17 protein-coding genes and 3 pseudogenes are annotated in these 25877 nt (G+C 38.8%); 8 read left to right on the top strand and 12 right to left on the bottom strand.

Annotated features, from left to right (window positions below; translation table 11 throughout):
• Positions 1-338 precede the first annotated feature (338 nt).
• From NST74_RS07010 to NST74_RS07000, 3 genes are read left to right on the top strand one after another with little or no spacing between them, the layout of a single operon-like run.
• Positions 339-1703 (top strand): tyrosine-type recombinase/integrase, encoded by a 1365-nt coding sequence (locus tag NST74_RS07010; RefSeq protein WP_341111141.1) that lies wholly within the window; start codon positions 339-341, stop codon positions 1701-1703.
• Positions 1681-2778, top strand: a complete 1098-nt coding sequence (locus tag NST74_RS07005) for a tyrosine-type recombinase/integrase (RefSeq protein WP_341111140.1) — start codon at positions 1681-1683, stop codon at positions 2776-2778. Before NST74_RS07010 ends, NST74_RS07005 begins: the two co-directional genes overlap by 23 nt.
• Positions 2779-3768 (top strand): tyrosine-type recombinase/integrase, encoded by a 990-nt coding sequence (locus NST74_RS07000; protein WP_341111139.1) that lies wholly within the window; start codon positions 2779-2781, stop codon positions 3766-3768.
• A gap of 355 nt (positions 3769-4123) precedes the next feature.
• On the opposite strand, the gene NST74_RS06995 is transcribed toward NST74_RS07000, so the two are convergent.
• Positions 4124-4483, bottom strand: coding sequence for a hypothetical protein (locus NST74_RS06995; RefSeq protein ID WP_341111138.1), 360 nt, complete (start codon positions 4481-4483; stop codon positions 4124-4126).
• A gap of 265 nt (positions 4484-4748) precedes the next feature.
• Between NST74_RS06995 and NST74_RS06990 the strand changes: the two genes are divergently transcribed.
• Entirely contained in the window at positions 4749-4997 is a 249-nt protein-coding gene (locus tag NST74_RS06990; RefSeq protein WP_341111136.1) for a hypothetical protein, read from the top strand.
• A 171-nt stretch (positions 4998-5168) separates the two neighbouring features.
• Here NST74_RS06990 and NST74_RS06985 read toward each other — a convergent pair whose 3' ends face one another.
• The 5 genes and pseudogenes from NST74_RS06985 to NST74_RS06965 form a co-directional block, all read right to left on the bottom strand.
• Positions 5169-5396, bottom strand: coding sequence for a hypothetical protein (locus NST74_RS06985; protein WP_341111135.1), 228 nt, complete (start codon positions 5394-5396; stop codon positions 5169-5171).
• A gap of 178 nt (positions 5397-5574) precedes the next feature.
• The gene (locus tag NST74_RS06980; RefSeq protein ID WP_341111134.1) at positions 5575-6036 is read right to left on the bottom strand and encodes a DUF7878 domain-containing protein; all 462 of its coding nucleotides are present in this window, start codon (positions 6034-6036) and stop codon (positions 5575-5577) included.
• Positions 6012-11549: an RHS repeat domain-containing protein gene (locus tag NST74_RS06975; protein WP_341111133.1), complete on the bottom strand. Its 5538-nt coding sequence runs from the start codon at positions 11547-11549 to the stop codon at positions 6012-6014. Before NST74_RS06975 ends, NST74_RS06980 begins: the two co-directional genes overlap by 25 nt.
• Before the next feature lie 363 nt (positions 11550-11912).
• Positions 11913-12449, bottom strand: a pseudogene (locus NST74_RS06970) (transposase).
• 616 nt (positions 12450-13065) lie between these two features.
• Positions 13066-15450, bottom strand: coding sequence for a CBM96 family carbohydrate-binding protein (locus tag NST74_RS06965; protein ID WP_341111132.1), 2385 nt, complete (start codon positions 15448-15450; stop codon positions 13066-13068).
• Between the two features lie 550 nt (positions 15451-16000).
• Here NST74_RS06965 and NST74_RS29925 point away from each other — a divergent pair.
• A pseudogene (locus tag NST74_RS29925) lies at positions 16001-16371 on the top strand (IS30 family transposase); the annotation flags it as partial.
• 218 nt (positions 16372-16589) lie between these two features.
• Here the strand turns inward: NST74_RS29925 and NST74_RS06955 are convergent.
• Positions 16590-16853: pseudogene (locus NST74_RS06955) on the bottom strand (RNA polymerase subunit sigma-70); the annotation flags it as partial.
• A 576-nt stretch (positions 16854-17429) separates the two neighbouring features.
• On the opposite strand from NST74_RS06955, the gene nrdI reads away from it, so the two are divergent.
• Genes nrdI through nrdF form a run of 3 tightly spaced genes read left to right on the top strand, consistent with a single transcriptional unit; the run spans position 17430 to position 20859 of the window.
• Positions 17430-17789 carry a class Ib ribonucleoside-diphosphate reductase assembly flavoprotein NrdI gene (gene nrdI, locus NST74_RS06950; RefSeq protein ID WP_341111130.1) on the top strand — a complete coding sequence of 120 codons (360 nt, stop codon included), beginning with the start codon at positions 17430-17432 and terminating at the stop codon, positions 17787-17789.
• Positions 17776-19860 carry a class 1b ribonucleoside-diphosphate reductase subunit alpha gene (gene nrdE / locus NST74_RS06945; protein WP_341111129.1) on the top strand — a complete coding sequence of 695 codons (2085 nt, stop codon included), beginning with the start codon at positions 17776-17778 and terminating at the stop codon, positions 19858-19860. Before nrdI ends, nrdE begins: the two co-directional genes overlap by 14 nt.
• A gap of 39 nt (positions 19861-19899) precedes the next feature.
• Entirely contained in the window at positions 19900-20859 is a 960-nt protein-coding gene (gene nrdF / locus NST74_RS06940) for a class 1b ribonucleoside-diphosphate reductase subunit beta (RefSeq protein WP_341111128.1), read from the top strand.
• Positions 20860-20923: 64 nt separating this feature from the next.
• Here nrdF and NST74_RS06935 read toward each other — a convergent pair whose 3' ends face one another.
• The 5 genes from NST74_RS06935 to NST74_RS06915 all read right to left on the bottom strand — a co-directional run bounded on the left by NST74_RS06935 (position 20924) and on the right by NST74_RS06915 (position 25762).
• On the bottom strand, positions 20924-21283 hold the full coding sequence (locus NST74_RS06935; protein WP_341111127.1) for a hypothetical protein: 360 nt from the start codon (positions 21281-21283) through the stop codon (positions 20924-20926).
• Between the two features lie 430 nt (positions 21284-21713).
• Positions 21714-22487, bottom strand: coding sequence for an SDR family NAD(P)-dependent oxidoreductase (locus NST74_RS06930; RefSeq protein WP_283910738.1), 774 nt, complete (start codon positions 22485-22487; stop codon positions 21714-21716).
• Positions 22488-22791: 304 nt separating this feature from the next.
• Positions 22792-23022 carry a hypothetical protein gene (locus NST74_RS06925; RefSeq protein ID WP_341111123.1) on the bottom strand — a complete coding sequence of 77 codons (231 nt, stop codon included), beginning with the start codon at positions 23020-23022 and terminating at the stop codon, positions 22792-22794.
• Between the two features lie 5 nt (positions 23023-23027).
• The gene (locus NST74_RS06920; RefSeq protein ID WP_341111121.1) at positions 23028-24251 is read right to left on the bottom strand and encodes a Ger(x)C family spore germination protein; all 1224 of its coding nucleotides are present in this window, start codon (positions 24249-24251) and stop codon (positions 23028-23030) included.
• Positions 24248-25762, bottom strand: coding sequence for a spore germination protein (locus NST74_RS06915; RefSeq protein WP_341111120.1), 1515 nt, complete (start codon positions 25760-25762; stop codon positions 24248-24250). Before NST74_RS06915 ends, NST74_RS06920 begins: the two co-directional genes overlap by 4 nt.
• Positions 25763-25877: the final 115 nt, after the last annotated feature.

The following is a 25877-nucleotide window of genomic DNA, read 5'->3' as shown; positions in this document are numbered from 1 at the left end:
CAGAAGAGATCATGTTTCCACCTTCCAAAAAGAAGGTGGAAACTAATGTTTATTTTTACCAATATCGGTCAATAACTCAAGGTATAAACAAAAAAATCTTTTTCAACTTCTAATATTAGAAGCGAAAAAGATTTACCTAATGTTATTAATGAGTTCGAACCCAACCTGTAAGGTGAATTTCCACAACGCAAATAAGCTGAGAATCAAGCCATTCGGCAATTAAGAATTAAATTCTCCTTGAGGCGCTTGCCAGGAGAGCAATTTTAGACTGTTTTTATATAGGAAAATTATACCTAACATCTAGTGATCCGTCTACTATTTCTAAGGAGGATAAATTAATGCTAAATAATTTATCAAATATTGATTTAAATAGCCCCTCTGAGCATGAAACTAATCAAAAACTCAATCATTTCAATAGCGAAATTCGTTCATATTTGGAGACAATTCAACAGAAGAATAAAGGAATAATCAACCCCAATAAGCTTTCTCATCTAAAAAAATTCAACGACTTCCTTGACTCCGTATCTTTTGATGAACAGTTGGCCAATTTGAACGAACGGTATCTTAAGGACTATAAAGAAAAAATATCACAATATTCAGTATCTTATCAGTCTAACCTATTAATTGTAGTTAAAAGTGTCTTTCATTTTTATGGTATATATCAATTTGATCATTTACTCACTCTTCCATCTGTTAGATCCAAAAAAATGAATCATAATCCAAACAAAAAGCTTGAAAATCTAAAGATTTTAGATTTTATATCTTATCTAGATAACTTTAAAAAGTTCAGCCAAACTATCAATAACAAGAAACATCTGAAAACTTTTTATAAATATCTTAAAGAACATTTTCCAAATTTAAAGTTGGACGAGCAATCAGACTTCTCAAATGTGAGATTGCACCATATCAAAGAATTTGAAAAATATCAATTAGAAAGAGCTTCATTTAAAAAAATATCAAAAAAATATGTTTATTCAATAACACGCTCATTGAGAATGTTTTTCGATTATTTGAGAAAAAAAGGAATATCGAATATTAAGTATGTTCCTCCCAGTTTCTTACAAAGAGATAGTAATCGGGCGAACGAGTACGTAGAAGTAACAGATATAAGATTAATGATTGATTCTTTCTTTAAAGAAATAAATGCAACAAACAGAAACCCAAAATTCCTATATCGAAATTTAGCCATATTCCTGATTTTATTGAATACAGGATGTCGTCCCATTGAAATTTGCAATCTTAGTACCTCTGATATTTGGTTATCTGAAGGAGCAATTTTGTTAAGATCTAAAAAATCAGGAAAGAGAAAATTAAAATTAGACCGTGAAGTTGTATATTATCTTAAACATTACTGTGAAATACGTCACACTTTTAATCCCAAGAGCAACATTCTTTTTCTCAAAAAAGATGGTGACGGTATGTATCAAAGAAACATCTATAAAGTCTTCCAGGGAGTAAATAAAAAAACTTTTAATAAGATGATTAATTCTCCCAAGTCTCTCAGGCATACTTATATAACAAATGCTTTGGACAGTCTAAATGACATAAGAAAAGTAGCAGAAGCCGCAGGTCACAAAATATGGAGTTCAACAGACTACTACAGATATAGAAGTACGGAACGCTTGAAAAATAATACTATTGAATATGACCCCACAGGGTTATATGAGAGGGAGTTTGAAGATGGCCATTCAAAAAAAAATTAATGGTCTGAGAGAGTTATGTGATGCTTTAAACATAGAATTTGAGCTATTAAAGGCTGTTCAAGAGAATAAAGAATTTGTATCGCATCAACTGCTTTCATTGAATGCGCTAAAGACCATATCCGAAGTGATCCAAGAATTTATTGAATATCTAAGAAAAAATGTAAAGCTGGGGATCATTGAAGCGAAAACTGCTGAGAGTTACATCCACTTTCTTAGACCATTCCTTCAATTCATTGAGAGCAACTATAAAACATATGATATTAGTAAGCTTGATATAGTTATATTTAACGAATATCTAATTACATGCAAGTCTTTTAAAAATAAAGATGCCGTAACAGCAGGTACTAAAAATACCTACTTAAAATTCATTCGTAAAATGCTATATTTTGCAATGGATAATGGATATTTGTTTTTAAAAGATGGAGAATACCATATAAAAAATAAGTTTCGATGGGACCGCATACCTCGTGATCCAAGGTGTATACCAGATGAGTTGGTTAAGAGGATTCTACGAGCATCCACCTTTACCAAAAACCCTTATCGTAATCACGCCATACTCTGTATACTTCTTGCAACTGGTGCACGAGTAGAGGAACTTGTAAATATAAAAATCAACGATGTTAATTTTGAAAAAGATTTCATCAAACTCACAGGCAAGTATAGAAAAACAAGACTTGTGACACTGTATCCTTTACTAAAAAAAGTTTTACTTGCCTATCTTGATCTGCGTCAAATAAGCAATCTCACATCAAACCAATACCTATTTACGACTTCATATAGAAAAAAAGAGAATGGAATGACCAAATCTTCTGTTCAGAAAATGATTTTCAAACTATTTAAGGATATAGGCTATGCCAATGAATATTCAACCCACTGTTTTAGACATACGTTTGCAGTCAATTGCCTAAAAGCCGGCATGAAGATTGAGTACATCGCGGAATTAATGGGGCATGAACATATTGAGACAACGATGATTTATACTACTATGCTTTCTGAGGATTTATTAAAAGAAGTTCAAAAATACCCTATTCCCCTTGAGGAAGTTCTTTTTACTTTATTAGGAGTTGAAGACTAGATGAGACCGTTAATCGAAGAGATAGAAAGGTTTTTAAGCAGCGCAAACTATGTAAATATCACCAAACAAAGATATCGAAAACACCTCATTACTTTTACTGAGTATCTCTCTAAATTAATTAATGAACCTGTAGAGCAAGTCACACTAAGCAAGATATACTACATCTCAATGAACGATGCTGAAGCGAATTCTATTTTTTATCAAATCGATGCTCCGATTTTAGATGAATATTTTGAGTTACATCTAGCCAAAGGATATAGGTGGTTAGCAGCCTTCAAGTCAGCCATTAGCAGTCTTTTTAAATACCTAGGTGCAAATTATGATTTTCAAAACCCTATTTATGAAATTGAGTTTCGATTAGAAGATCATAAGCCAGAACCAAAAAACAAGCGTATTTTAAATAGACAAGAAATACTAAAATTGATGATGAGTATTGTCGAGTACAGTAAAGATGTTGAGAGAGACTGTCTTCTCTTCGTCACTTTACTTTCGACTGGATGCAGAATTGACGAGGTACTTAATTTAAAAAAGAAAGATATTCGTACAGAAAACCACGTTTTTTTTCTAGCCAAAACGAAGAACAAAAGAAGCAAATATGTGGTCACAAGAATTGGATTAACAAAAGCCATTGAAATTTACTGTCAAAAAAACCATATAGAAAATGAAGATTATATTTTCACTAACGGAAGTAACAGTAAACCAATATCACAGAGTAGTGTCAGAAAATTATTAAATTACTATCTTGAAAAAAAAAATATCCTTCCAGCAAGAATCCATGATACCAGACGTTCATTCGCTACCATCATGTATGAGAACGGCACAGATATCGATATTATTAGACAACTCATAAATCATGAAACTATAAACTCTACAAAAATCTATATTGGGGATGGTATCGTACGTAACAAAACCATAAATATTCCACTGTACGATTCAATATTTTCAGATATGAGAAAAAAACGATTGAATAAGACAGATCGTAGTTTATGAGCAACTCATAAAGGATCCCGACTTCAGATGAAAATAATTATAACTAGACATTAATAGTGTTTGAATAATTATTTCATATCACAAAAAATAGCTGAGCCCAATATGCCATATTCTCTGACCGTCTCCGATTACAAAAACTTATAATATTTAATTGACTAGCTGCGTGACAGTAAATGAAATGTGAATACAAATGTGGATTGTAAGGTGTTTATAAACGAAGGGTTTTCCCAGTGCAGACTTCCGTATCTCTCCTCCCCCAACTCTCATTCGGTAAAAGGATTTCAATAAGATAATTACATGGCGTTCCAGATTTCATCTGAATTACACTTGTAATTTGTACTATTTAGATCATTTTTCACTTTAAGTACAGTGAATAAATGTCAAGAATATTATCCAATCCATCCAATAATTCTTCAACTTGTGGATCTCTCTCTGAACCCACGGAATCATTTGAGCGAGTATACGTTGTTGAGGCTGTAGAAATGAGGGGGTTTATGAAATAGTTATTTGGCAAATCAAATGCTTTATTGATTTTTTCAATTTGTCTATTGTATTGCTCAGATTCAAAACTTCCACCTTTCATGATCCGATCAATGGTAATTCGAGAGATGCCAGATAGTTTCGAAAAAGTTAATTTGGAATAACCTTTCATCCGAATAAAGGTTACCAAGTTTTTAGCAATCGTTTCACGGTGATCCAAAAAATTCAGGCTCATGTTATTACACCTCTTTTACCACGTATTGAAAAGCGTCAACTTTAGGATGTCCTATTCTGAATCGAATCAGGCATAAAACAAGGTGACAATATTGCGTAGAGTTATACTAGCCAGCTTTACAAGGGAGATAAAATGCTAGATAAATTCATCAGTGAAGGTTTAGGAATTAAGAGTGAAAACCTATTACCACACTTAGCAGTATTTAGCTAGTGGATTGAGGACTGAAATGCATCCTCTCAATCAGCTTAAGCAGGTTATCAGAGAGATGGCAGATAAAGACGGGACGTACATTATTCTAAGTAGCCTGGGTTCCACATCAGACTTAGCTTTAAGAAACCACAAAGCAACGCTGCTGAATGAAGCTTCTGATTACTCAAATGCAGAACAATTTAAAGTGGATTTTCACAATCGCAAGCGAATTGCTGGTTGTGTTCGTGCTCATCCTGCCCTAATTTTTGGGGTACGCCAAAAGATAGATCATCCAATTCAAAAGAATGGAAACCCTACGTGCTGAGCTGTAATTAACTCGTCCCCTGAAAAGAACAGAAGTGATGTGTCCTTTCTACATCACTTCTGTTCTTTTCTTCCTTGCAGTATAAATTCGAAATTCCCCCGCTTCATTAGAACGGCAATATAATTCACCTATGCAGATAAGATACGCTGCTGAATTTTAAGCCGGCTCTTACTACAACAATCTGTCTGCAGTAAGAGCCTCGAATACTCTGCATGCGTCGATATACTGCTCCCTGAGTTCAGGTTTTGAAGTAAATAAAACATGAATGCCATCCCTTAAATACCACGACCATCTACTTGTGCTGTCCCAAATGTAAGGATCACTGATCATCTCAAAATAACCTAAAAGCTTCGTCGTACCGACCCCATAACATTCTTCTATTTTAGTTGAAAAAGCCATAAAGGACTTCTCTTTTCCCCTTAGAGTAGTCTCAATAGTAACCATCGTGCGTACAAAAGAACTCAATAATTATTATAACAGCATTACATGGGTTAAATGAGGGTTTCATTCGACACTGGGTAGTTCCCACCAAAAAAAAGAACCACAGAGAACAAAGTCATCTGTGGTCTCCGTACTATTACTTGTCGATAAAGTCGCTAATTCTTAGAGAATATAACTTTACGAACTGCGATTCAAGTTCCCATAAAAATTTCTCGACCGAGTTCATTAAAACCTTTTGAGGAATCTCTTGGTTACAATCGAACTTCTGCCACTGAGAGAAAACTCTCCAGCTTCCCTCAGCTATGTCCGTAAGCTCTAATATCGGACCTTCATTGAAGGACATTGTTTCATATGAAAAGCTCGTCTTTTCATTAGATTTTACCTTAACCCACCACTTCTTAAGTTCAATGCCAAACTCTAATAGCAAAAAGTATTTTTCTGAAAAGAAAATTTTGTTGTTAATGATGATATCTAGCTCACCTTCAATATCGGCAAGTAGTTTAAAGTTTTTTGTTAAAACTAGTTCTCTCTCAATTTCCTTGTCATTACCTAATGAAAATTGAAAGATTATCGTTACTTTATCGGATAGGAAGTCCATATCTTACCATCAGCTCCTACAATAACTTGAATTTTAGTTTCCCCTTTAGTTCCAATACTTCTTCCCAAATCCGTAATAACTTTATAGGAGTTTGGTTGGTTATTCATTAAGAATTGTGCATTGGGGGATTTAAGCCCTTCTTTTACCATATTATTCACATCGCCAACACTATCTGTTGCAAATTTCCTATAGTTTCCCCCAGCACTCTGAAGATGTTTGTTGGAAACTTTGAAACTATCCACATTATTTGCTGCCTTAAATGATGCTTCAGATGCTTTCTTCAATACAGAATTACCCGTCCCCTTAATCACTTCAGGCTTAGAAGCGTATAAGGGTGCCGTGGTGACTGACATTAAGCTACTAAAGCCACCCATTACTATCATATGACCTAAAGGTACTGCTTCTACGTATTCTTGATACTGTTTTTTGGACATAAACTGCCAAAACGATTGTTTACTCGTTTCATCGTTTGATAAATATATTATGGAGGCATCAGCTCGATAGTAACCACGCAGAACTCCATTATTTATATATGGCATACCTTCTATCATTACATCAGACATTTCATTTTTTTGCGATGTACTTGTACAATTCCCAGCATGTGTATAATTCCCATTAGAAGATACGCAATAATTACCTGATGGGTCACTGTAAATTAACGGATTGTTATGCACATACGTATACAAATTCAAACTAAGCGGATTATCAATCTGCCCCTCATACGTATCCTCATTTAAAAATCTCCCTATAGAGGGATCATAATACCGCGCCCGCAGATAGTAAAGCCCGGTTTCTTCGTCATAGATTTCCCCAGCATACTTAAAAGAGTTAGAGATTCCTTCCGTCTGATTCGTAATGTTCCCCCATGCATCATAAGAATACGAATTAACAACGTTCCCATTTGTATCTAAGATTTGTACCACATCTCCGTGACCATTGTATAAATAATAATAGTCCTTCGTTGTAGTTGTGGTGACATCCTTTTTTACTAGCAATCGATCTCCCCGTATATAGGTTGCTCTCTGTCCATTACTTTTGGTCTCTGAGATCACCTCTCCATTCCCATTATAGTTATATTGCGTTTTTAGGTTACCGCTCGTTTTTTGGTATCTTAACCCACTAGGTAAATAGCTTATTGTAGTTGTGGTATTATTTTTCGTAACACCAGTTAATGTATTTTGCAAGTCGTAAGTATAGCTTGTATCTGCATATTCATATGAGTTAGAATACGTATCCGAAATAATCTGTCGATTTCCTAGCAAATCGTAAGCATAGGTTATAGTTCCACCTCCATTAGGACGTGAAATACTGTTAACTCGATTTAATTTGTCATATCCATAAATTGTCGACTTAGCCGTTCCATCAATTAACGTTTCTGTCACTATAGTTATATTTCCGTTGTTGTCGTAAAAATACGTGTATGAGGAGAGAACTTCTGTGCCTTTTGAATTCTTCAATGTCCATAACTGATTTAAACTATTATACGTATACTCTGTTTTTAATACAGTACCATTCGCCAAGGTCGGATAGATAATAGTTTTTACCTGTCCTGTTGGAAAATACTCATAGGTAGCATTCACCATTGCCGAAGTATTAAGGGTCGAACTTCCGTTTGTTTGAACTTTATCTAGGCGCTGCATACTGTATTGATAATTGACATAAAAGGCACTTATCCCACTGTGTGTACCTGTCAACCTCGTTGTTCGATTTGCTTTATCATAGACATAAGCTGTCGAAGCTAAGTAGTCTGCTGTATTTGAAGAGAGTATTGTTGTTACTCTTTTCAAATTATCTATAGTTTCTGTTTGCGAGGCTACCTTTGTTCCATTTAGATAAAGTTCATTGGTGTCATTTTTGATTCCACTACTCCCAAAGATACTCTTATTTTGCTGTGTAATCCCTCCACTTCCCGTGAGTAAACTAATGACTACCTGATTTCTTTCATCATACTGATAATTAAAAACCGTACCATTGCGATCAGTTTTTTGTGCAAGCAACCCTATTTGATTATAGGTTTGATTCTCGCTGAGCGACGCGGCATCTTTCTTGTTATAGAGTAATCCCAATTCATTATTCGCTTTACTCTTTAAGCTGACCACTGGCCCATTACTACTATTTTGCATAGTAGTATTTATGACCTGTCCGCTGCGATCATATTGGTAACTGGTAATTTGATTCATCGAATCTTTTACAGTATTTAAGCGATTCAATTTATCATACGTATACTTTGTAGTCACTCCCTCATCGTTTTTGTTATTTTTCGGATCTGTGTAGGTCAATACATTGCCTGCAATATCATAACTATACGATTCGGAAATCTTATAAGACTCACTTTGAATGGGCCAGTCTTTATACGTTACATTGGAGAGTAATTGACCCCATTGATCATAATTTTGTTCTATATAACTGCTCTTCAGTGTGGCATCGTTCGTTCTTCGATAAGCTTCAACTCCAGAAGCTGAAACCGTGTATTTCGTCTCTTTACGGAGCTTCAAATGATACTCACTAATGTACAAATTACCATAAGTATCTTCAGCCTCATATTGTTGACCCCAAGCATTATATTTTACGGTAGTTACGTTCTCAACAGGATCTATCACATACACGGCTCTGGATAAATCATCCACATGGAATTGGGTCCTAGCTTTTGAATCCACTGTTTCTTCTAGTCTAAGGAGACCTAGTCCATCGTAATACTGATTTTGATTGGATAAATACGTGATCGCTCCATTCGACTTCTGCGTGTATTTCCGCTTGGAATTGACCTGAAGCATATAAACCGATTGATTTTCTGAATCAAATAATGAAGAATTAAACATACCTGAAGTGTAGTTATATTGATCTTCAACATCATACTTTTCTTCGTTTAGATTGGTTATCGTTGGATAGGAAATGGTTTTGACCCTACCTAATAGATCATAGGTGTACTTCGTTGTCTTACCATCTAGATCAGTTTCTTCCTTCAGTGCACCTGAGCTCATATCATATTTCATCGTTTTTTGGACGAAAGAAGGCGTTGCCTGACCACTAGTGGAGATGTTAGTAAAGTTGTTGGTTATTTCAGTGGGGTAAGCATAATTGCTATCAGGTCCATAAACCGTTGTCGCTCTATATACCAGACCATTTTCTATGGATTTCTCTTCAATTGTTTTACTTATTTTACCATAATCACCAGGTACTGATTCATAGGTGTAATTAGTTATTTCAGTTTTAGGATTTGTATAGCTTTTTATTCGACCATTATCATAGTATTCATAATTTTCAGTGACATAAGTGGAATCATTCTGGTACCAAGATTTTGATTTTATGAAATGATAATTAGGTTCATAGTCTAATGACGTCGTAAATTTACTTTTAGTATTGGAGTTGTTGATTTGACTTAACGTTAAGGGTTGAGTCTGACTCTGAATTGCTCCCCAGTCGGTGTATGAGATATCTGAATACAAGATATTTGCAGTGCTGACATTGTCACCAACTGCAAAGTCTGCATTAGTTGTGCGTGTCGGTAAATATTTGAATGTTGAATGAAATGCTGTATTACGTGCCTCTTTTCGCTCACCATTTGGTGCTTGCGTTATAGTAGCTATATTCTGCTGTAGTCCATTAAAGTGTGTAGTTGTTGACAATCCATTGGTTGCTGAAGTGCTCTGCACTGTAGAGGTAGATGAAAATCTATATGATTCAGATAAATTATTGGGATCAGAATAAGTAGAGTATCCCGTGTAATCCCCCAAATACGTATAATTGACCTGATTATAGGTGTTTTTTGCCATATCATTTCTAGATTTTATTCGATACTCTTCTCCGAAGCCGTAGACGCCCAGATTTCTCGTAACTAGTTCATACTGGTAATTAGTAGTTGAGATAGGATAATGGACCCCTATTAATCTATGATAACTGTTAGAACCTGAATAACTATTCACTTCTTTTTGGGTATAGTGGAATTTCGCTGCAACTGCACTATCATAATCAAACCATGTGGCTTGATCTATTTGGTCTAAAACCCTCCATAATGTAGGAACATAACCATCAGGAATACCATTAAAAGTTAACGTATTTCTCCATTTAGTCAAGGTAACCTTTTGTGCATCAGTTCCATTAGTATTAAGAACACGTATAACAATGTTTTCTCCATTAAACGTATCCGTTGCATTTAGATTACTTTCATAATTGAATGTTACTACTCTCCCCAAGCTATCTGTAATGGTAGAGATAACTTTATTAGTTTGTCCATCATAGGTTAATCGATCTATATGCTCGAACTTAATAGTATTTCCAAATCGGTCGACAATTCCTAACAAGCGACCATCGCTAGCAAAGTACTCTCGTTTTTTATCGCTATATTGTAAATAGTAAGCTGAGCTTGTTAGACTATTACTAAATGTTCCATTATCTTGAATGAATTGAATGTCTTTTCCTTGATAACCTACTAAATGTGTGTAGTTGCTTAAAGAATCACTTCCGTTAAAATCAACCCGGTACACAGCCCCTTGTCCATCGTGGTAGTATATATACCCATCGGCTAACTGAACAGAAGGAAATTGAAAAGACCAGCCCAGTCCTAAATCATAGCGTGAAATTAAGTAATTATATTTTTTGATCGTACCGTAAGATTCATAGTTCCTCATATAAGAGAATGACTGGTTGGAATTGTACATTAACCCTATATTAAGATCCAGACCATCTCTTCCGGGCAGACTGATTTCATTTTCTTTCCATGTTAAAGATCCAGAAGCAGGGTCAATCAATTCACTAGAAGCATTTCTATCTGAATATTGTTGCTTGTTAGCTTGATTAATTTGTTGCTGAGTTGCTAACCCATAAAATACACTGTTGACAATGGAATCAAAAGTAGTAATAAACGGGGTCTCTAATTTTTTTTCGAGTTGACCTTTCATAATTGTTTTGTCATATACATCATCCGTAACTGTTAGTGGATTCAAAGAGAACTCTGTCGCAAAAGTATCCTGATATACTGTATCTTCAACTGAGGATGGTAAATCGAAAACATTATTTCGTATTTGGATTTCGATGTCTTCCCAAGTCTTCTCCCCGTTTTTTTTGATATCCAATATATCCATTGGTGTTAGTGTGGACTCTTTAACAATTAAATTAATCCAATAAACATCAACTATACTTGCTCCAGCCAAAACGAGTTGTTCAATTTCTTCCTTATTCAAATCATCAACTCTATTAGGAGTAGAGGTAAGGCTTTGTCTATATCCCTTCAGGGTATTTCTTTGAATTGACAATGCCTTTATTTCTGCTAACTCTTTTGGTAATTCAGAACCATAAACGGCATTGGCCGCTGAAATAACATCTTTTGGGATCGGTATTGTAGGTACCATATTATTTGGTTCCATATAATTACCAGTAATAATAGTTTCAGCAGAACGATCACTGATATTATTTCCTTGATTACTAGCTGCCACATTTATCTGGTAATTAGGTAAGAGTACTATTACACATAAAATAATAACTAATAGTCTCTGGATTAATGGGTTGTTTCTCAATTCTAATTCCTCCTAAAATTTAAATGGTTAGATTATTCGTAACATTGAACTCCCAACCTCCGATAAATGTGCCATCAATAGAATAGTTAGAATAGATAGAAGTAATATCTGGCCTGTTGATTAACGATATTATGTAACTTAAATTATCCTATCAATCTCAAGTCTTTGAATGAAATACTGAATCCGTTTCTGCCATTCAATGGGTAACGTGCAGAGAGCAAACAAACGAAAGAACCTGGCAAACGAAAGAACGGCATGCCGAGGTCATTCTGTATTCGCGGCATCAAATAGCCGCTTCAGCAGAACATAAATAATCAAAGCTCCGCATAGCTGACCGTACACGGTATTTTCGGTGGTTCCAAATTACATTGGGACGTTTAAGTGTTGTTTTATCAAGCGAAAAAAGACCTCGATCTGCCAACGCGTTTTATACATCTGGGCAATCCGTTCAGTTGTAACTTTCATCGAATCGGGAACGACGCTAATTTTCCGACCTTTGAAATCCTGAAAACTGACCATACGGTAGCGTTTATCGGATCGGTACTGAGTCGTTCCGAGCTGACACGCGATATCCCGAAGAACGGGAGAGTCTGGTAGGGACTGACGAAGTAACGCCCGCGATTACTCTAGATGAATGTTGTCCCGAAGCCGAATCACAAAGGATTGTTCATCTTGCTTAAAACGGCCCAGACGTTCAAGCTTCCCATAAGTTCGATCCATCACCATAATGTAATCCAGGTGAGTTGAATTTTCACTTATGGGTCCGTCATGTTGGGAGCCTACCGTTTCGATCACCTTTAGGGGTTGTCCACTTTCAGCTTGAAAGGCCAATTGCAGCTTAATTCCTGCCCGTTCCCCGTGATAAGGAGCCCACGGCAAGCGGGTTTTTCCAACGGTCATAATCGTGGAATCAATATCAGCTTTTTAGGAATCGAGAGTTTTCGGCAGGTTTCTCGGTTACATTTGCGAACGAGCAAATGTAAGAAGGCCATAAAAACAGCATAAGGAACTTCGGAAGCTTTGCCATAAAAGCACGAATAATGGACTTTAGGCAAGCCACTGGCGAGTACAATCTGTTCCGGCACGATAGCCGGTCCATTCCTCGAAAGCCGCTACACACCAATATTGAACAAATGAAATGATATACCGTAAACTTATGAGCCTTTCTTTGCACCCTAACACTTCCGCAACTAATACTGCTTCAAGGATAAACGGGATCGTGGTAGATTATTTCAAGGAGTCGTCACTCACCTTTCGGTCGAGTTTGTAGGCATCTTGTATATCTTTTTTCATTTAAGATTACTTAATAAAGTCCATAACTTATAAAAATTCACTCAACAAAAAAGGACGCAAGCGCTTTTCCGGATTAATAGTTTCGTTGTCGTAACTATTTTGACTATACATCGGTACGCAAATTATTCAATTTGTACCACTAAGCCTCTTGCTCAATATCCAAGGCTGTCCCAGAATACTGGCTTAGGGTCAACAATATTTTGACTCTACGAATTTCTATTTATTAATAAGCGATATCCATATCATATTTATCACTTCCGGCAACAACAATCATACTGCTGAGATCAACATCTGGAAGATTCTTCAAAGGAATGCGCAGCTCTAATATTGCACTGGTATACACATCAAAAGTGGTGTTCTCCTTCAGAACCTTGACAGATTGATAGCCGTCGTTGGAGTAGTCGCCACTCCACTTCCACTTCCACAAATTTGTTGCCGGGTCATAGGAATGTACAGTAACATCGTTATTGTGCCAACTGCCGATCTCAAAGGATACTTCCCTTGGCAAAGGGGTGTTATTTCTTGTGAAATTGCTTCCTACCTGCGGTGAGGACAGATAGATAAAGTAGTTATCGTTGTCATATCCATGTGGATTCAGCAAGTCATGCTCTTTGGTTCTGCCAAGCTCAATCATCACATACAGGTAAGTGCTGTCAGTATTGTAATACACACCTTGAATATCCCGCTCCGGTTCTTGGGTATCCAGCCCGGTATTTATAAAATCTTTGCGATTGTCGGCAATATATGTATTTCTGTTGTATGTCCACTCAATTGGATTGCCGTCCGCTATCGATTTTTTCACAGTTGTTGTAGATACGGGAATCTTCTTGACCATATTTCCATTATTATCATAGGTAAACTCGACAATTGGCCCATCCGGATGTTCCATCAATTTTAAACGGTTAGATGCGTCATATTGATTTTTTCTTTCAATTTTCACATAACTGGTATAACTCCATTCACTCCATGTGGAACCATTATAAGATCTGACTGCAAAACGATACCCTCCACTGCTCAGATTGTTGAAATAGGCATATTTGGACGAAGTCCCAGATACTTTACTATCTTCAAAATATGTATTTGAATTCTCTAAATATGAGAATTTAACGGCCTCGTATTGGGTTTGCGTAAATCCATTAACTTCATTTACTGTCCAGTTCAATCTAACTGAACTCTCATCCTCTACAGTTGCTTTAGCTTCAGCCACAGTTGGGCTGGCTGTATCATTGTAAACAATGCTGAGCTTGGGATAATTAGTGGGATCGTTCGACCAAGGAGTTGTAAACTCCATCCTGCCCGAACCGCTCAACCCCATCGATACACTGCTCTTAGTCAACAAATCGTTCTTAACAATGGAAGTCACATCAAAGGTATAGAACTGATTTGCGGCGGTAATATCGATAGAACTACCCATGATTGAATTATTGAAAGCGGGACGTGAATTATAGGTCACACTGTCTGTGGGCAATGATGAACTCAACGCATATATAGAAACTCTACTAGTACTATCAGTCATACTTGGCGCGTACAGTTGCAGGCTGGCTGAATTAATTTGAGCTTCTCGAATAGAATCAGACAATTCGAACCTGAGATAAGAAAAATATTGATAATATTGACTCACTCTGCCAACTTTCATGACCGGGTACCAAGTATATGATTGATTGTCGTTGTAAGGATCGACAAATAGGGCTCTTACAGGCAGTATTGTTGTTGTGGGGTCTATGGTAATCGGGTAGACCAATCCTGTATCATCATAAGAGATTGTCAGTTCATTATCTTTCAATTTTGTTTCAATTTCCCGGTAGGTCTTGTTGCTGTCATATAGGTAGGAAGGCATCATAATCAAGTTTTTCAAGTTGCTGCTGCTCTGCTGGATTTCGAATTTAAAGGTGTCGGGAGCCTCCTTGGAATGAAGAATAATATTTTCCTTGACGCCTATGTTTGTAACCACAAGTTCAATATCGCTGTCATGCCATACATCCTTGTACACAATAGCACTCTCTTTTTCTAATGCACCAAAAGAAGATGCTGCCCCCAATGGTGTAATTGTAATACTTTCTGCATCCTTCCCTATGGAATACCCCATTGAAATATCATTGGGAATATCTAAGCTAAACGGAACTTGAAATGCAGTGAATGAGGATGCATTCAAAGATCTGTTTTTTCCCATGCTGTTTAAGCTATAGTTAGCAGAATTTACGAGTTGGAGCTTTTTCAAATGTGTATCTTTGGAAACTGTTTGTGGGAGAGTATTTACTTTAGAATTTTGCGTGAGTTTTGTATTAATATCTTGGTACTTTCCTGTCTCATCCAAATAATGAACGGGAACAAGTGAGAAATCCTCTCTTATTTTTCCGTCACTTTGCAGAAATCGCTTAGAAAACAGCGTGCGTTCCTCTAGGAGTTCTTTTCCTGTTTGTCGTACGCTCTGTTTTGTCAGATTCAAATTATCGGAAACCGCTTTCATTTCATCAAACGTTTTGGTTTCGCTTTCAATATTATTCACTTCCTTCGCCAAGCCATAGGTATCAGAATTCATTGTCGCTGTACAGAAAAAAAAGGTTAAAATAATAAATCGGCTAATCTTTTTTAATCTTGTCTTATCCACCGAAACTCCACCTCTTCAATGTAAATTAAGGGTACACTAAATTTGCGCAAAGGTTTGCATAAACAATAAGAATCTCGTTCAGCATTCAAACGAAGTATACCAACAAAGGTAATTTAAGTAAATAATTGTTTTTTAATTGTTTTTTTCTCCGGAATTTGTATAGTAATCAAAAATAAAAACATACTTCCCTAACGAAAGATTCTATTGGTGTATTACCTCCTATTGGACAAACTGCGTCTAAATTTATTTTCTGGCATGATTCCGGATTTAAGACTGAGCAGTAAATGAAATGAAGGTGCGATTAGGAAAATGTTCTCAGGAGTCTAATTTGTCAAGCTTTATTTAGGGTTCAAAACACGATTCGCTAGTTTCTTAGGGCTATAGGACTTTTTACTGTCCAGTACTATACAATTGTGCACATCGTCCAACCCCATACCCAAAAACCATCGATAAGCTATATTCGTCTTGATTCACTTCTCAAACATCCGTTCCGAACGGACCCCATACAGGTAACCAAGAGCTTCATTTTTGATTAGCGAACAAGTGGAAACGTATGTATCTAGCTAGATATAAAATGCCTGACCGTACAGCTCATTTGATGAAAATTGCTTTTGGAGTAATAATCGCTAGCAAATATCCTCAAAAAACCTTCCTAACGGCTACGGCAAACCGATGGAAAGAATTCACCTGCTATGGCGCCCTGGAAACCTTTCATGGACTAGATGTCTTTGCTGACCCTATTCGTCCTGTCAACGAGAATTAAATGAAAATGGGAATGGACTTCTTCGGGCGTTTCTCCCAAAAGGTCACGACTTTCAATAGGTCACCGATGAGGAACTGGCTCATGTCATCCATCTCATTAACAACCGTCCTCGAAAATGTCTAGGCTGGAAATCTGCTCGTGAATCTTTTATGGAATAGGTGTCGCACTTAGCTCGACAATCCATCCAAATTAAATAATAGTTACACGGGGTACATCACTACGAAAGAAGCCAAAAGGTTCTAGCTTGAATTCGGTCCGCAAAAAAAGCCCTGAAAGTGTATTTCATCTCATAGGACGCCTTAAGTATCTTGATTAGATTAACACTAATAAAAAGTGGTAAAACCTATGTATGCCAAGGGCGTAGGGGGGCGAACTAGACCTGCAGACATGATTCTAAGTCCTGAGCACATGAACTGACATCGTATCGTGTCCATAACCTCTTTACTATATGGGCGACAAGTCTCAAATTGTGCTCGATAAGCAAATTCCGGGCTTTAGCATCCCCTTCAGCCATCATGCCTAAGTATTTGCTTTCCTCCTGCTCCGAGAGCGGCTGTGGAAATGCGTTATTTCTTACGTAGGATACCAGCAACGTCAGTTCTTTAATTAGCAACGCGATCGTACTTAAGAATCCAGGCAACTTGGCGACACCTCCCGCACTTGTACAATGAAACCGATCTGTTAGCCTTACGGGTTCATGGTCATCTTATTGTATGTGGGTAGATGCCTAGAAGTGCATGTACGGGGGAAATTGTACAATCCCATTGTTAGTCTCTCCGCTTTAGCTTCATTAATGATCTCATTCATCTGCTCCCCAATAAGTATATGTTCTTTCACTTGCAGCAATATGCAAAAATTCTCTAATACGCTTGCCTGAACATACAGTGAATACAGCTAATCTCACTCTTATTCCAATTCTGCTCTACGGAGCAACGCTAGGTGTCATGGTAAAGGACTGCGAAATTCTTCATAAAAAAAACAGGACAGCTGCCTTAGCAAACCGCTCCAAACTGCGTATTTTCGGGATATCAATACTTTAATAGAGCGTTTACTAGACCAATTTTCAACTAGTTAGGAAGCACTTTTCATGTTGACTTTTCAACATATAGTGATTAAAATAAACAACGCACACTAAATATAGTATGCATATGATTTTCCAGTATTTATAGCTTATCTATTAAATCTTTACAGTAATATATACAGGGGGAGAGACTCCATGCTAGTCGCATACGATTCAAAAACCGGAAACGTCAAACGCTTCATTGGTAAGCTTAAGCTGCCAGCTGTGCAGATTGATGAGCATATGACCATTGACGAGCCCTATGTGCTTATTACATATACCACCGGCTTTGGACAAATTCCAGAGAAGGTGTCTTCTTTCTTGAAGAACAATTATTCCAATTTGAAAGGTATCGCCGCCAGCGGCAACAAGAACTGGGGCGAGCTGTTCGCGCATAGCGCAGACTTAATTGCAGATCGGTACAACGTGCCAGTTATCGGTAAATTTGAGCTATCGGGCACATTTGGCGATGTGGAACGAATTAAACAGGAGGTGAGCCGAGTTGCGGCATATTGAACTAAACAACATGTTGATGAAGAGAGACGAAAGTGGTTTCTTTCAATTAGATAAAGACCTTGAGGCAGTAGCCGAATTTATGCGGGATGTAGAACGGCGTAGCCTGGTTTTTGCGAATACAAAGGCCAAGGTTGATTATATGATTGAACAGGATTTCTACGAAAATTTTTACGAGCAGTACAGCGTGGCTGAAATTGAGGAAGTTTATCAAATTACCCATGCCTACAACTTCAGTTTTCCATCTTATATGGCAGCTTCGAAGTTCTATACGGATTACGCTGTAAAAACCAATGACCGTAAGCAGTACCTGGAGCATTACCCGGACCGTGTGGCGGTAGTTGCCCTACATCTTGGACGCGGGAACGCCGCTACTGCCGGCATGCTTGCCCGTTCGATGATGGAGCAGCGCCTGCAGCCAGCGACGCCTACCTTCTTGAATGCCGGCAAGAGCCGGCGCGGTGAGCTTGTCTCCTGCTTCCTGATCGAAATGGACGACTCGCTTAATTCGATCAACTATGTGCTCAATACCTGCATGCAGCTATCGAAGATCGGCGGTGGCGTGGCTGTCAACCTGTCCAAGCTCCGTTCCCGCGGAGAGACCATCAAGGGTGTCGAGGATGCGGCTAAGGGCATTATACCTGTGCTCAAGCTGATGGAAGACGGCTTCTCCTATGCTGACCAGATGGGTCAACGTAAAGGCTCTGGAGCCGCCTATTACAATATTTTTGGATGGGATGTTCTTGAATTTCTCGACAGCAAGAAGATCAACGCCGACGAAAAAACAAGGCTTAAAACCCTGTCCATCGGCCTGATTATTCCAAATCGCTTCTATAAACTGGCGAAGGACAATGAACCGCTGCATGTATTTGCCCCTTACAGTGTGTACAAGGCCTACGGTACGCATCTTGATGACATGGATTTGGATGATATGTACGATAAGCTGTTAGCCGATCCTCGTGTCAAAAAGAGAAAAGCCATGAGCGCGCGGGATATGCTGACCAAAATCGCCATGATCCAGCTGGAATCTGGCTATCCATATATTATGAACAAGAGCAACGCCAATGCGGCCCATGCCCTGAAAAATGTCGGACAGATCAAAATGTCCAACCTCTGCACGGAAATTTTCCAGCTGCAGGAGACTTCAGAGATTAATGATTACGGGCAGGAGGATACCATCCGCCGTGATGTAAGCTGCAATCTGGCTTCTTTGAACATTGTCAACGTGATGGAGCATGGCAAAATCCGTGAATCGGTACATGAAGGTATGATCGCCCTGACCGCTGTCAGCGATATGACCAGCATCTCCAATGCCCCAGGCGTAGCCAAGGCCAATAAAGAGATGCACTCGGTCGGACTTGGCGTGATGAATCTTCACGGCTATCTGGCCAAGAACAAGATTGCTTATGAGAGCGAACAGGCCCGCGATTTTGCCCGGACCTTTTTCATGACCATGAACTACCATTCCCTGGAGAAAAGCATGGAAATCGCTGCCGCAAGCGGCCACTCTTTCCATGGATTTGAGGCCTCTGATTATGCTACAGGAGCTTATTTCGAACGTTATCTGACAACAGATTACCGCCCTGTAACGCCAAGAGTACAAGAGCTGTTCGGAGATATTTTCATCCCATCCCCTTCGGACTGGGAACAACTGCGGGATGCAGTAAAAGCAAATGGCCTGTACCATGCTTACCGTTTGGCAATTGCGCCAACAGCCAGCATTTCCTATATTCAAAATGCCACTTCAAGCGTTATGCCTATTGTAGAGCAGATTGAAACACGGACATATGCCAATTCAACGACTTACTATCCGATGCCGTACCTGCGTCCGGATAATGTATTTTTCTATAAATCAGCTTACCAAATGGATCAGTTCAAGGTGATCGATCTGATCGCGGAAATTCAGCCCCATATCGACCAGGGTATCTCGACTGTTCTGCATGTGAACAGCGATGTCTCAACCAGAGAACTGGCCCGCTCCTATCTGTATGCGGCGCATAAAGGCCTGAAGTCGCTGTATTACACCCGGACCAAAAAGCTGTCCGTCGAGGAATGCCTCACCTGCTCGATCTAACTGGAAGGCTATAGCCGCAGAAAAGGAGATTGCCATATTATGACCGCTATCCAAGCCGTAAACTGGAACCGTCCCGACGACGATTTCTCATTGATGTTCTGGAATCAGAACATTATGCAATTCTGGACGGACGATGAAATTCCACTATCCGATGATAAAATGTCCTGGCTCACGCTTAGTGAGCAAGAAAAGGACTCCTATATGAAAGTGCTCGGCGGCCTGACACTGCTGGATACGATTCAAGGCGGAGTAGGTATGCCGCAGATTATGGAGCATGTCGAAGGCCTTCAGCGCAAGGCCGTGCTTGGCTTTATGGGCATGATGGAACAGATTCACGCCAAATCGTACAGCAGCATTTTCACCACTTTGTCCTCCACGGAGGAGATTGACGGTGTATTCCGCTGGGTAGAAGAGAACCCATACCTGCAGTTCAAAGCGGAGACGATATCGCAATATTACAAAAAAACAGACTCACCCAAAGACCTATACCTCGCTATGGCAGCCTCCGTGCTGCTCGAGAGCTACTTGTTCTATAGCGGCTTCTTCTACCCGCTTTATCTGGCCGGCCAGGGCAAAATGACTTGCAGCGGTGAGATTATCGACCTTATTCTTCGGGATGAGAGCATCCATGGGGTATATGTCGGTGTACTGGCGCAGGAGATCTTTGACGGGCTTCCAGAGGACGAGCAACGCGAGCTTCACCAGCAGCTCGTTGACCTCCTCAGACTGCTGCATGAGAATGAAGAACGTTATACCGAGCAGATCTATGCTCCCATCGGACTAGTGGAAGAGGTTAAGACCTTCCTTAGATACAATGCCAATAAAGCTATGATGAATCTGGGCCATGATCCGCTATTCGACGAGGAAGAGATCAACCCGATTGTTCAGAATGGTATCAGTACCCACACTAAGCAGCATGACTTTTTCTCGAAAAAAGGCAACGGATATGTCCGGGCGCTTAACGTGGAGCCGCTAAAGGATGAAGATTTTCAATTTTAAATATAGATAAAGCCAAAAAGTGCGGAGAACATTCTCCGCACTTTTTGCTAACTGTAATATTAGATTATTGCAAGCTTTTCAGGTATGTTCTAGCTTCTTCGTAGGTGTCGTAAGCATCTGCAAAATCTCTACCAAAAATACGTTTCAATTGCATCTTCCAAATTGGATTTTTAGTTACATAGGCCCATCCTGCTTGACCAGCTTCACTCGCCATCGCACCTGTAGGGGCTAGCATAGCTGCAACCTCAGGAGTAAGTACACTTTTAGAATCCGTTACATCAGTTGTTCCTGTAAATTTAGGTTTAACAAGCTTCATGATATCTTCAAAATCTTTCAGGTATCCCGGAACATCTGCAGCTGAAAAATCAATAGATACTACATCGATATGGTTCTCATTTTGGTTGTACTTAATTGTGTATGACATAATTTTTTCCTCCAAGTTTTAAAGTTATTTTTTAATAATAGAGATGAAATGTATGTAACTTCACAGACAAAAAATACCTGCCCCAGACTTTTTCAGGGCGACGACATCTACTTCCTGTATCGTTTTTATAACAACACCCTTTCTAGAATATTAACTAATACATATTACCTATATTATTATCGACAAATTTCTTTTTTTATTTATATTAAAATACAATTTTCTACAAATTCCAACATATTCATGGTCATTTTTTCCTTAATTCATTCATTTTTGTGTATCTGCTGTCTCTTGCAACCATTCAATTTTCCAACATACGAAGAATCTGTTTTTTTAGACAACTAAAAAAGGCTCTGCGTGCGACTTCCGATTCCAATCCAGTCATCCTTCAGGTTTTTGGAATCAGAATACGCCGCAAAGCCTCAATCCGGGATTACTTTGTTGCGGAATAGCCCCCGTCAATCACATGTGCTGTACCTGTAATAAACGAAGCCTCATCACTTAGTAGGAAGCATGCAAACGCAGCTACTTCCTCAGGCGTACCGTATCTACCCAGAGCCGTTCCAGAAGCGATAAGAGATTGAAGCATCTCTACATCATCAGACAACAGCTTTTCATATCTGTTCATGGTTGGTGTAGGGATAGGTCCTGGGCAAAGGGCATTTACTCTAATGTTACGGTGACCCACTTCTTTGGCAACCGATTTAGTCATCCCCACAATAGCATGTTTACTTGCTGAATAAGCTGCATCGTTGGCCATCCCGATAAAAATACCATGCAAAGAGGAGCAGTTTAGAACGGAAGCTCCAGATTTCATATGAGGTAATGTATAATGCAACATGTAGAATTGGCTAGTGAGATTTGTCTGAATCACTTTTTGAAACAACAACGGATCATAGTCTATAACATCCGTATTGTCTCCTGTAATTGCTGAGTTATTATATAGACAATCAATTTTCCCATAAGCTGCTAATGTTTGATCTACGATATTTTTGCAGTCTGCTTCCAGAGAAACATCTGACCGAACAAACATCGCTTCCCCACCTAGAGCCTTAATTTCCTCAACTGTGTTAGCGCCAGCATCTGATCGATTGGCAACTACTACAGTACCGCCCTCTCTTGCTACTCTTAAGGCTGTAGCTTTTCCGATTCCGGTACCTGCACCTGTAATAATAACTACTTTGTTCTCAAATCTGTTGCTACTCATATGCGCACCACTTTCTTATGTCTTTTTCAGGAGGAGGATTCGAACCTCATAGACCCTAATATCGCCTGATGCAATGTGTACTGGAACATTTTTGCAGAAAAATCGACAAAATTTCCCTCCATATGACAACTTTATTGTATTTAATTGTATATAGCAATGAATATTTTTATTTTGCTTTTACAACAATCGAGAATTTGGTTTTGATCGTCATAAAAAATACACCCCTTAGAATTTCATCAGATAAACCAGAAGTTTTATCCAATGCTTATTCTAAGGGGTTTGATAATTTGTAAATCCGTCGTTGTTAATGAAACCATACTCCAAATAAATTATTAATTGGCTTATAGATAAGAATAATCAGAAACAGCGGACTCGGGATATTCAATTTTAACAACACGCATACGGTCGCGCCAAGCCCCAAAATCCAAAATATAAAATATACGCTAAGATCACGTACTCGGCGCTTTCGCATTAATTTAGGCAAATCAAGTGCCATACAACCTACAGCAAGCACCAAAAAAAACAATAACACCATTTGACTCACTCCTTGATTTTTTCAAGAAAAGAATTATCTGTTAGACCTACGCGGTTAATAACTACTGAGGCACTATAATGGATGGGCAATGATTTAAGGTAATCGTCGCCCTTTTTTTGCTGTAGCTTTGTCCAAGCTTTAGGACTGGCATGGTAGATCGATTGTCCAAATCCCATAATATCAACATTGAAGCGATTATTTACTTGCTCCACAGTGTTTTGCATCCGTTCTATAATCCGTTCCTCTGTTTCCTTTTCCAAACGTTTTATGGTGTTTTCCGTTTCCAAATTCTCTGTACTTTGCACTTCTTCAATATTGCAAAGCGTCTTAACATTAAGGTAAATATGCGGCTCCCCATCAATAATTTTCACTTTGCGTTTGGTTGAAGCCTGGATCGCTTCGATTACAATGGGCTTTCCGTCTTTTCCTGCTATCGGGCCAGAGTGTGAGGTTACCTTATCGTTGATATAATTGTAACCAATCGTTTCACCCTCGTTTAGCCAACCGATCAGTTTGTCTTTTCTGAACACAGCTACCGTATGATATTCCAATCTCGCCTTAGGCGTTGTTCGCTCTACATTGCTTTTTTCTTCCCCATCTTTTGGATTCCCCATCACTTCCACTCCGGTCAGTACAGGATTTTCACCTAGAGACAATAAATTTTCAATAAAATCATCCAGCGTAACGGCGACTGTTTTTGCTGAATCTTTATAAGAATTATCTAGGGAACTAAATAATTTGTTCGCTGGTAATTTATCCATAGGTGTAAGGATATTCAAGACATCGCTGGCGGTTGTATCTCTGGCAACCATAACGTAGAAATCCATTCGAGCTTCCCGACTTCTTTTAAATACATCCAGTATCTCGCCCACTCCGGAGCGGGCAAGTTCCTCCCCAATAACCAACACCCGGATATGACCAAGATAACTCGTCCTGGAACTATCCAGATTCAACATACGCTGTGCATCATAAAACGTAGGTACCGTGAATTTATAAACAACCACGGGGACTCCAGTGCCTCCCCCTCCTCCAGTCGATTGTGAGGAAATCGCAGACGGAATAACGACCTGCATCGAAACGGTATAACCCTTTTCAGCCTTGTCAATCCCTATCCCCAGTACAAAGGCTATTTCATTCAGCTCCTTCCTTTCCCAACAACCACTTAGCACCAACGTAAATTGGAGAGCTATCATCAATTGGAGAACGCCTCTAACTAATTTTTTATTCATTTTTTTGATTCCTCATCACTGGTTCTGCTTTGACGAAATAGGTTCTGCGTCTTGTTTTCGACGGGTCTTGTCTTTAGTAAAGGCCACGGAAAGCGAAAGATAGAATCCTTTAAGTCTTTGGAATTATAAGGCCCTAGCGGACTCATATAAGGCATTCCGAAAGAACGCAAGCTCGATAAATGCAGCACGATGATAAAAATACCGAATAGAATCCCATATAATCCTATAAATCCGGCCAAACCTATTAGCACAAAACGGATCATCCGGGCAGCTATAGACATTCCTGTCTCCGGAATAACAAAACTAGAAATCGCTGTAAGCGATACAATAATGACCATTGCAGAAGAAATAAAACCCGCTGCAACTGCGGCTTGCCCAATCACCAACGTTCCGACAATAGATATCGCCTGTCCAACGTTTTTGGGTATCCGTACCCCTGCCTCCCGCAAAATCTCATAAGTCATTTCCATGATCAGCGCCTCGACAAAAGCAGGAAAAGGAACACTCTCCCGTTGGGCAGCTAAACTAATTACAAGATTGGTCGGTATCATCTCCTGATGATACGTAGTAATTGCAACATATAATGAGGGAGCTAGCAAAGTAATAAAAAAAGAAATAAAACGAACTAATCTCAGCAAAGTTCCAATATCAGCCCTTTGGTAATAATCCTCGGCAGACTGGAAAAATGCTACAAAAAATGTGGGAACCAGCAGCACAAAAGGAGTTCCATCAACAAGAATAGCCACTTTCCCTTCCAAAATACCCGCTGCAATTGTATCCGGACGATCACTGTTGTATACGGTAGGAAAAGGTGTCACTGCCGTCTCTTGAATAAACTCTTCAATATATCCACTCTCGAGGATACTGTCCGTATCAATTTTATTCAGACGGCGTTTTACTTCTTGCACCAAATCCTTATTCGCGATGTTGCTTAGATACATAATGGACACGCTGGTTTGAGTCACCCTTCCAATCTGGACGGTTTCCAGCCATAAATGGCTATCTTTGATTTTCCGCCGAATCAGTGCCGTATTCGTCCGCAAATTCTCAGTGAATCCTTCCATTGGACCTCGTACAACCGATTGGGAACTGGGCTCCCCTACATTGCGATCTTCCCAGCCAGGTAAACCGATCCGGAGAGCGGTGGATGTCCCATCGAGCAGCAGCATTACACTACCGGACAACAATTCGTGTACAAATTGGTTGTAATCAGCGATGACGGTTAGATCACCAGCTATTAATATCTGTTTCTTAATGATCTCAATCTTCCGCTCGGGCTCAAGCTTTCCCAGCTGTTCATAAGGAATATGTTCCTGCAAAGAATACAAAATTGAATTATGCAGCACTTGAGTATCCACAAGACCATCTATGAAAATCAAAGAAATATGAGTATTTTCTTCTATTTGCAACTCTTTTATCACTACATCAGAACTTTCGCCCAGCAATTGGTACAAATTATGAATGTTAACTTCTAACCGACTTGATAAACTACCAATCTCCGTATCTTTCATGATGCAGCCTCCACTTCTCTATAGATAGATGAGTATAGTTTGATGTTAATTATGATAATTATTCCTCCGGAATAAAAATCGGGTTGGCATAATTCTGGTAAGTACAACCATACTA

The organism is Paenibacillus sp. FSL F4-0125 (genome assembly GCF_038008565.1).
GTDB lineage: Bacteria > Bacillota > Bacilli > Paenibacillales > Paenibacillaceae > Paenibacillus_AQ.
Note: the sequence above shows the minus strand (reverse complement) of the source record. Positions and strands in the feature narration are given on the sequence as shown.

What these genes read in the sequence shown, in the direction of transcription:
- nrdI (WP_341111130.1), top strand. Translation starts at nt 17,430, where the DNA reads ATGCTAGTCGCATACGATTCAAAAACCGGAAACGTCAAACGCTTCATT.
- NST74_RS06920 (WP_341111121.1), bottom strand. Translation starts at nt 24,251, where the DNA reads ATGAATAAAAAATTAGTTAGAGGCGTTCTCCAATTGATGATAGCTCTC.
- NST74_RS06995 (WP_341111138.1), bottom strand. Translation starts at nt 4,483, where the DNA reads ATGAGCCTGAATTTTTTGGATCACCGTGAAACGATTGCTAAAAACTTG.
- NST74_RS06985 (WP_341111135.1), bottom strand. Translation starts at nt 5,396, where the DNA reads ATGGCTTTTTCAACTAAAATAGAAGAATGTTATGGGGTCGGTACGACG.
- NST74_RS07010 (WP_341111141.1), top strand. Translation starts at nt 339, where the DNA reads ATGCTAAATAATTTATCAAATATTGATTTAAATAGCCCCTCTGAGCAT.
- NST74_RS06925 (WP_341111123.1), bottom strand. Translation starts at nt 23,022, where the DNA reads ATGGTGTTATTGTTTTTTTTGGTGCTTGCTGTAGGTTGTATGGCACTT.
- NST74_RS06990 (WP_341111136.1), top strand. Translation starts at nt 4,749, where the DNA reads ATGGCAGATAAAGACGGGACGTACATTATTCTAAGTAGCCTGGGTTCC.
- NST74_RS06980 (WP_341111134.1), bottom strand. Translation starts at nt 6,036, where the DNA reads ATGGACTTCCTATCCGATAAAGTAACGATAATCTTTCAATTTTCATTA.
- NST74_RS07000 (WP_341111139.1), top strand. Translation starts at nt 2,779, where the DNA reads ATGAGACCGTTAATCGAAGAGATAGAAAGGTTTTTAAGCAGCGCAAAC.
- nrdF (WP_341111128.1), top strand. Translation starts at nt 19,900, where the DNA reads ATGACCGCTATCCAAGCCGTAAACTGGAACCGTCCCGACGACGATTTC.
- NST74_RS07005 (WP_341111140.1), top strand. Translation starts at nt 1,681, where the DNA reads ATGGCCATTCAAAAAAAAATTAATGGTCTGAGAGAGTTATGTGATGCT.
- NST74_RS06915 (WP_341111120.1), bottom strand. Translation starts at nt 25,762, where the DNA reads ATGAAAGATACGGAGATTGGTAGTTTATCAAGTCGGTTAGAAGTTAAC.
- NST74_RS06935 (WP_341111127.1), bottom strand. Translation starts at nt 21,283, where the DNA reads ATGTCATACACAATTAAGTACAACCAAAATGAGAACCATATCGATGTA.
- NST74_RS06930 (WP_283910738.1), bottom strand. Translation starts at nt 22,487, where the DNA reads ATGAGTAGCAACAGATTTGAGAACAAAGTAGTTATTATTACAGGTGCA.